3 protein-coding genes and 1 pseudogene are annotated in these 6,135 nt (G+C 44.6%); 1 reads left to right on the top strand and 3 read right to left on the bottom strand.

The window, feature by feature from the left end; genetic code table 11:
- Positions 1–91: 91 nt before the first annotated feature.
- The 3 genes and pseudogenes from RDO37_RS10190 to RDO37_RS10890 form a co-directional block, all read right to left on the bottom strand.
- Positions 92–1,024, bottom strand: coding sequence for an IS3 family transposase (locus RDO37_RS10190; RefSeq protein ID WP_308499003.1), 933 nt, complete (start codon positions 1,022–1,024; stop codon positions 92–94).
- An 8-nt stretch (positions 1,025–1,032) separates the two neighbouring features.
- Positions 1,033–1,950 (bottom strand): hypothetical protein, encoded by a 918-nt coding sequence (locus tag RDO37_RS10185; protein WP_308499002.1) that lies wholly within the window; start codon positions 1,948–1,950, stop codon positions 1,033–1,035.
- Between the two features lie 1,098 nt (positions 1,951–3,048).
- Positions 3,049–3,135, bottom strand: a pseudogene (locus tag RDO37_RS10890) (hypothetical protein); the annotation flags it as partial.
- Between RDO37_RS10890 and leuS the strand changes: the two are divergent.
- Positions 3,113–5,695, top strand: coding sequence for a leucine--tRNA ligase (gene leuS / locus RDO37_RS10180; RefSeq protein ID WP_308499001.1), 2,583 nt, complete (start codon positions 3,113–3,115; stop codon positions 5,693–5,695). The pseudogene RDO37_RS10890 and the gene leuS overlap by 23 nt on opposite strands.
- Positions 5,696–6,135: the final 440 nt, after the last annotated feature.

The following is a 6,135-nucleotide window of genomic DNA, read 5'->3' as shown; positions in this document are numbered from 1 at the left end:
TGGGCTAGGTCGCCGTGCGCTTCGCGCCGTTGAGTCTTATACCAGATATGTGCTCAAACCATATATAAGCCTGAAATCATACCAATTACTACTATGCAGAGAGTTCTAATGCTTGCTCTGCATGCTCTAATCTAAAAGTAACTGGACTTTTCCAGCCTAAAGACTCTTGAATACGCTCATGATTGTAGTAGTAAATGTATTCGATTAGTCCACGCTTGGCCTCGTCAACACTATTAAACTTATTTTTGTAGAAGAACTCTGTCTTAATCTTGCCAAATATCTGTTCTGCAAGATAGTTATCAAGACAATTGCCTTTTCTTGACATGCTACGTATTAAGTTAGGATTCTCTTTAAAGAACCTCATATATAAGGCATGCTTATATTGATGGCCCTGATCGGAGTGAATCCAGCAGTTTTGTCCTCGAGGAATAATAGCAACAAGCTTCTTAAAGCCATCGATTACAAATTGAACTGTTGGTGAGTCACTTATACTGAAAGCTACAATCTCGTTGTTAAATGCATCAACAAAAATAGACAAGTAGAAGGTCTTTCCGCATACCTTAAATTCAGATACATCAGTACTGATTTTTTCAAGGCACTTGTTACTGCTGAAGTCTCTTTTGAGATGATTACTCGCAACATTACCGAGTCCATGTTGATAAGAACTATACTTGCCATGTCTTATAGCGCACACAGGATATAAGTTATTTGCTCTTGCATACTTACGAACAGTCGGTATAGAAAGATACACACCGTAGTTCCTTAGCTTTTGAGTAATCGTACCGATTCCAGCCTGGCCGTTTGAAGCCTTGAAGATCTCTTTAATGAGTCTCACAATCTCATCTTTATCTTGTTTTACTTCAGCACGGCTTTCAGATGTTATTGCCTTGCCTGCGTTGTAATATCCCTGATCAGAAAAGCCAAATGTTGCTTTAATAATACTTTTTGGATACTGCGGGCACTCTTGCATTAATTTACTTGCTTCACGATAGCGTAACTCTTGTTTTTCGCCTCGCGTCAACATAGGATCTTTTAAATGTTGAGCGAGGCTATAGATTTTTTTAGAGCAGCATTCTCCGCTTCGATTTCAAGCAGAGCCTTTTTCAAGTGCTTGTTTTGCACTTCGGCCGGCAACTCATCAAACCCAGGAGAGTTGTGATTGATTTTATGAGGTCTTCCTCTCTTTGGAGACTTGATTTCATCCTGAGCTTCAATAGCTTCAATGCCCTTTTCCAATGGGCTTGGCTTAACTATAGATGCCACCGCATCATCTGCTTTTGGCGGCACATAACCTTCATCAAGATGATTCTCATTTAAGGCTGCTAAAGCTCGTTCTTGCTTCTTTTGAGTCATATGCGCTTTGGAACGCATAATCTTGGCCGGACGTGAGATTTTCACATCTTTCTTAGCGCGTCCAATTCTACGCTCTATAGGCTTTGGCTGCTCCTCATGAACGTCCTCATATGAGCATGAAGATACAATGCTTGGATAAGATACAGTATCAGGAATTACTGCTTTCTTATATTCTTCTAAATCTGAGCAAGTAGGCACATCGACTGGCAAATTTTTAATGCTAAAAGCTCCAGTTAACGATGCCCAGCTAGGCGGACTCATAGGCTCTGCGCCGAGTAAAGGCTGTCCTTGCTCCATTCTCGTTTTATAAAAGCCAGACAGCTTTTTACGAGAAACCATAAACAAAAATGCTGTAGCATCGCAGCTCCAGTCATTTTCATAAGCCCACTCAACCATAGAGGCATAGTCGATGTTTGAAAGAGGTCTATCAAGTACAAGGTTAGGCAGCTCACGTAAAATATGCTCACCATGAATACCAATGAATCGGTCATATCTACTAACAGTTGTGGTTGACACACCGATCTCAGTGGCGATACGTGACGTATTTAAGCCTGACTTTCTGAGAATAATGTACTTGTTAATTTGCTCTAAACTCATATGCTAGTTCCAGTTTCGTGAAGCTATGTAATTTTACCTAAATTAAAAGTTTAGATCGTTAAAAAAGCTCAAAGCGCCACCTTTGCCATTGCATCGCTAGCTTAAAGCGCCATGAGCAACTTGTATTTATTCGAACAATACGTCTAAGCTATCGAGGCTATGCACAAGGCGGTCATGGAAGTGGCAAGCGTAAATAGCCACAAAAGCAGCAGAAACTGTATGGCTGCTTTTGCTCTTGAACTGTTTATATGCTCTCTGCTTTGCACTTTTGCTGTTTACAAGCTTGCTGCTTTGCAATGTGTTGCTATAGCTACTAGCTTGCTTAACCCCTGCATGTATACTGACTGGCATTGTCTTACTGACTTTGAGTGGATGTTTGGCTAGTTTTTGGTGGTTGTAAGGCCATAAATGTTATAAATGGCTGTTCAATGGTGGCTTTGAGGCGTTGCACCAAAGAGATGCATATAATTGCGCAAAAGACATAAGGATTGGAGGTGCATGTCATTGGTAAAAACTAGGCAATCAGCCATCTGACTAGATACTCTAGTGGTTAATTATTTGCTGTAGCTTGGCTAATGGCATGTTCATTTGCGGGGCCTCGTGGGTATGTAGTAGAACCTTTTTGCCCCATTTTGTTAATTCAGTGCACTTTCATGGCAAAATACAATGCCTAGATCAAACTTTACCGAGTTGATCAAAAGTAACAGCAAATGCACAAGCACTGCTTTTCTATCTTAATTAACTACATAGCCTCTTATCTTACTGAGACTAAGCTTAGCTAAAGGTTATTAGCTTTAAGCTCGTAGTTTTTTCTTATGTGAACCCTAAGATAGAAGTTTTACCCCAAGCCTGATGCATGGCTGTAGAAAAATCTTGTGTCTAAATGCCCTTACATGGCAAGGCAGCAAGACAAGAATACTTAGCAAGTTAGGATGTATGCAGCTGTGTCTTTTTTAGAACACTTTAGTTGTTGCTTGCACTAACTTGTGCTGATTTATTAGCTAGGCGGTGCTGCATTTTTAGGCAGCTTGTACTTAGCTACTAATGCGGCGCGTTGCGTCGTTACCGATTTTAAAAATGTACTGCTAAGGCGGTTAACTACCCATCGCTAAAGCTTAAGTCTATAAGTTTGGCGTTAAGTTTAAGTATTGGAGCACTAATTATGGCAACCAATGTTGCGTATAACCCACAAGAGCTCGAGTCTGAGGTACAAAAGTACTGGGATGAGCATCAGACTTTCAAGGCAAAGGCCGATCCTAACAAGGAGAAGTTCTACTGCCTCGTAATGCTTCCTTATCCATCTGGCCGACTTCACATGGGCCACGTACGTAACTACACCATTGGTGACGTAATTGCACGTTTCCACCGCTTAAATGGTAAGAACGTATTAAACCCAATGGGTTGGGACGCTTTCGGTCTTCCAGCTGAGAACGCAGCTATTCAGAACAATGCTCATCCAGCTGATTGGACTTATTCCAACATCGACTACATGAAGCATCAGCTCAAGACTTTAGGCTTCTCCTATGATTGGGCTCGTGAGATTGCTACTTGCCGTCCTGAGTACTACAAGTGGGAACAAAAGTTCTTCACCGAGCTGTACAAGAAGGGTCTTGTTTACAAGAAGGTTTCAACTGTTAACTGGTGTCCACACGACCACACCGTGCTTGCAAACGAGCAGGTAGAAGAAGGTTGCTGCTGGCGCTGCGGTACTAAAGTTGAGCTGCGCGAGATCCCACAGTGGTACTTAAAGATCACCAAGTACGCCGATGAGCTCTTAGCCGATATTGATAAGCTCGAAGGCTGGCCAGAGCGCGTACGCACCATGCAGCGCAACTGGATTGGTCGTTCAGAAGGTCTGTCCATTACCTTCAAGATCGAAGGCTCTGATGAGACTGTTACCGTTTACACCACCCGCCCTGACACCTTCATGGGTGTTACTTACATGGCTATCTCTGCAAACCACCCTGTTGCTCGCAAGGCATCAGAGAACAATGCTGAGCTCGCTGCATTCTGCCAAGAGTGCCGTACTCAGAAGTTTGCTGAGGCTGATATCGCCACTATGGAAAAGAAGGGCATGTACACTGGCGTTAACGCCGTACATCCTTTAACTGGTGAGAACGTACCTATCCTCGTTGCCAACTTCGTAGTTATGGACTACGGTACTGGTGCAGTTATGGCTGTTCCTGCTCACGATGAGCGTGACTGGGAATTTGCTCAGAAATACAACCTGCCAGTTAAGCAAGTTATTGCTCCATTAGATGGCTCTGAGATCGACTTAACTAAGGGTGCTTTTGTTGAGCACGGTAAGCTAGTTAACTCTGGCGAGTTTGATGGCCTTGATTTCAAGGGCGCATGGGAAGCTATTGCCAAGAAGCTCGAGGGCATGGGCATTGCCGAGCGTACTGTTAACTATCGTCTGCGCGATTGGTGTATTTCTCGTCAGCGTTACTGGGGTGCTCCAATCCCAATGCTCAACTTAGAAAATGGTGAGCTGGTTCCTGAGCTTGATGAGAACTTACCAGTTAAGTTACCTGAGGACGTTAAGATCGACGGCGTAACCTCTCCACTGGCAACAGACGAGAGCTGGTACACCACTACTTACAATGGCCAAAAGGCTATCCGTGAGACCGATACTTTCGATACCTTCATGGAGTCTTCTTGGTACTATGCCCGTTACTGCTCACCACGTTGTGAGACTGGCATGATTGACGATGAGGCTAACTACTGGTTACCTGTAGATCAGTACATTGGTGGTATTGAGCACGCTGTTATGCACTTGCTCTATGCTCGCTTCTTCTTCAAGTTAATGCGCGACTGCGGCATGGTTAAGGCCGATGAGCCATTTAAGCGTCTCCTTTGCCAGGGTATGGTGCTAGCCGATGCCTTCTACTACACCAAGGATGGCACTAAGGTTTGGGTAAGCCCACTCAAGGCTAAGGTAACTAGAGACGACAAGGGTGCCATCATCGAGGCTGTTGATGATGAGGGCCATAAGCTTGAGCACGTAGGCATGATTAAGATGTCTAAGTCCAAGAACAATGGTATCGATCCTGAGGATATGGTTAAGCTCTATGGCGCTGATACCGTACGTCTGTTCATGATGTTCGCCTCCCCTGCTGAGCTCACCTTAGAGTGGCGTCAGTCTGGTGTTGATGGTGCTAAGCGCTTCTTATTAAAGCTGTGGAATCAGGTCAACGACTTAGTTGCCTCAGGTCCATTTGTCGCTTTAGACAAGTCCAAGCTTGATGCTAAGGGTCGTAAGCTGCGTCACCACCTGCACACCTGCATTGAGAAGGTTACCGATGATATCGGTCGTCGTCAGACTTTCAACACCGCTATTGCAGCCATCATGGAGCTGTTAAACGAGGTTGCTAAGTACGATGGTGATGACGAGTCTGCTCGTGCACTGCGTTATGAGATTTACAACGCTGTAGTTGTAATGCTCTACCCAATCGTGCCACACATCTGCTTCAAGCTCTACGAATTACTCGGCAACACTGACGAGCTCGACAATACTGCTACCTGGCCAGTTGCTGATCCAGAGGCTTTAAAGGCTGAAGATCTGCTCATCGTTGTTCAGGTAAACGGCAAGGTTCGCGCTAAGCTCAACGTTTCTGCTGAGGCATCCGAAGACGAGATCAAGGCTGCTGCTTTAGCTGATGAGGCCGTCTCTAAGATCATCGAGGGCAAGGAAGTTAAGAAGGTTATCTACGTTAAGGGCCGCTTAGTCTCTATCGTAGTTTAATCAAAAACTAATAAACGCCCGCCCAACATAAGGCAGCACCACCATGCTGTCCATAAGCTAAGGGCAAGGGCAATTAGGCAGCCACACCACGGCTGCCTCAAAGCGGCTACATGGGCCATCAAAGCGGCCCATGTGGCCGCTTGTCATTTTAGGCCCAACACTATCTTATCTAAGGCCATCTAAAGGCCATCCCCCACCTCACTTCTTTTATGCTTGGCTACATGAGCGCACCTGACTGTATGTCACATCTGCGCTTATACTTGTACAGGGCTCAATGCCACATCTGTGCTTATACTTGTACAGGGCTCGATGCCACATCTGCTCTTATACTTGTACAGGCCTCGATGCCACATCCGCGCTTATACTTGTACAGGACTCAATGCCACATCTGCTCTTATACTTGTACAGGGCTGCGCTTTTGCGTTTATCTTTGAGCTAAT

Source organism: uncultured Anaerobiospirillum sp. (assembly GCF_902485895.1).
Taxonomy (GTDB): Bacteria; Pseudomonadota; Gammaproteobacteria; order Enterobacterales; family Succinivibrionaceae; genus Anaerobiospirillum; species Anaerobiospirillum succiniciproducens.
Note: the sequence above shows the minus strand (reverse complement) of the source record. Positions and strands in the feature narration are given on the sequence as shown.

Bases quoted from the DNA above. Each gene is read 5' to 3' on its own strand.
- RDO37_RS10190 (WP_308499003.1), bottom strand. From the start codon at position 1,024: ATGTTGACGCGAGGCGAAAAACAAGAGTTACGCTATCGTGAAGCAAGT.
- RDO37_RS10185 (WP_308499002.1), bottom strand. From the start codon at position 1,950: ATGAGTTTAGAGCAAATTAACAAGTACATTATTCTCAGAAAGTCAGGC.
- leuS (WP_308499001.1), top strand. From the start codon at position 3,113: ATGGCAACCAATGTTGCGTATAACCCACAAGAGCTCGAGTCTGAGGTA.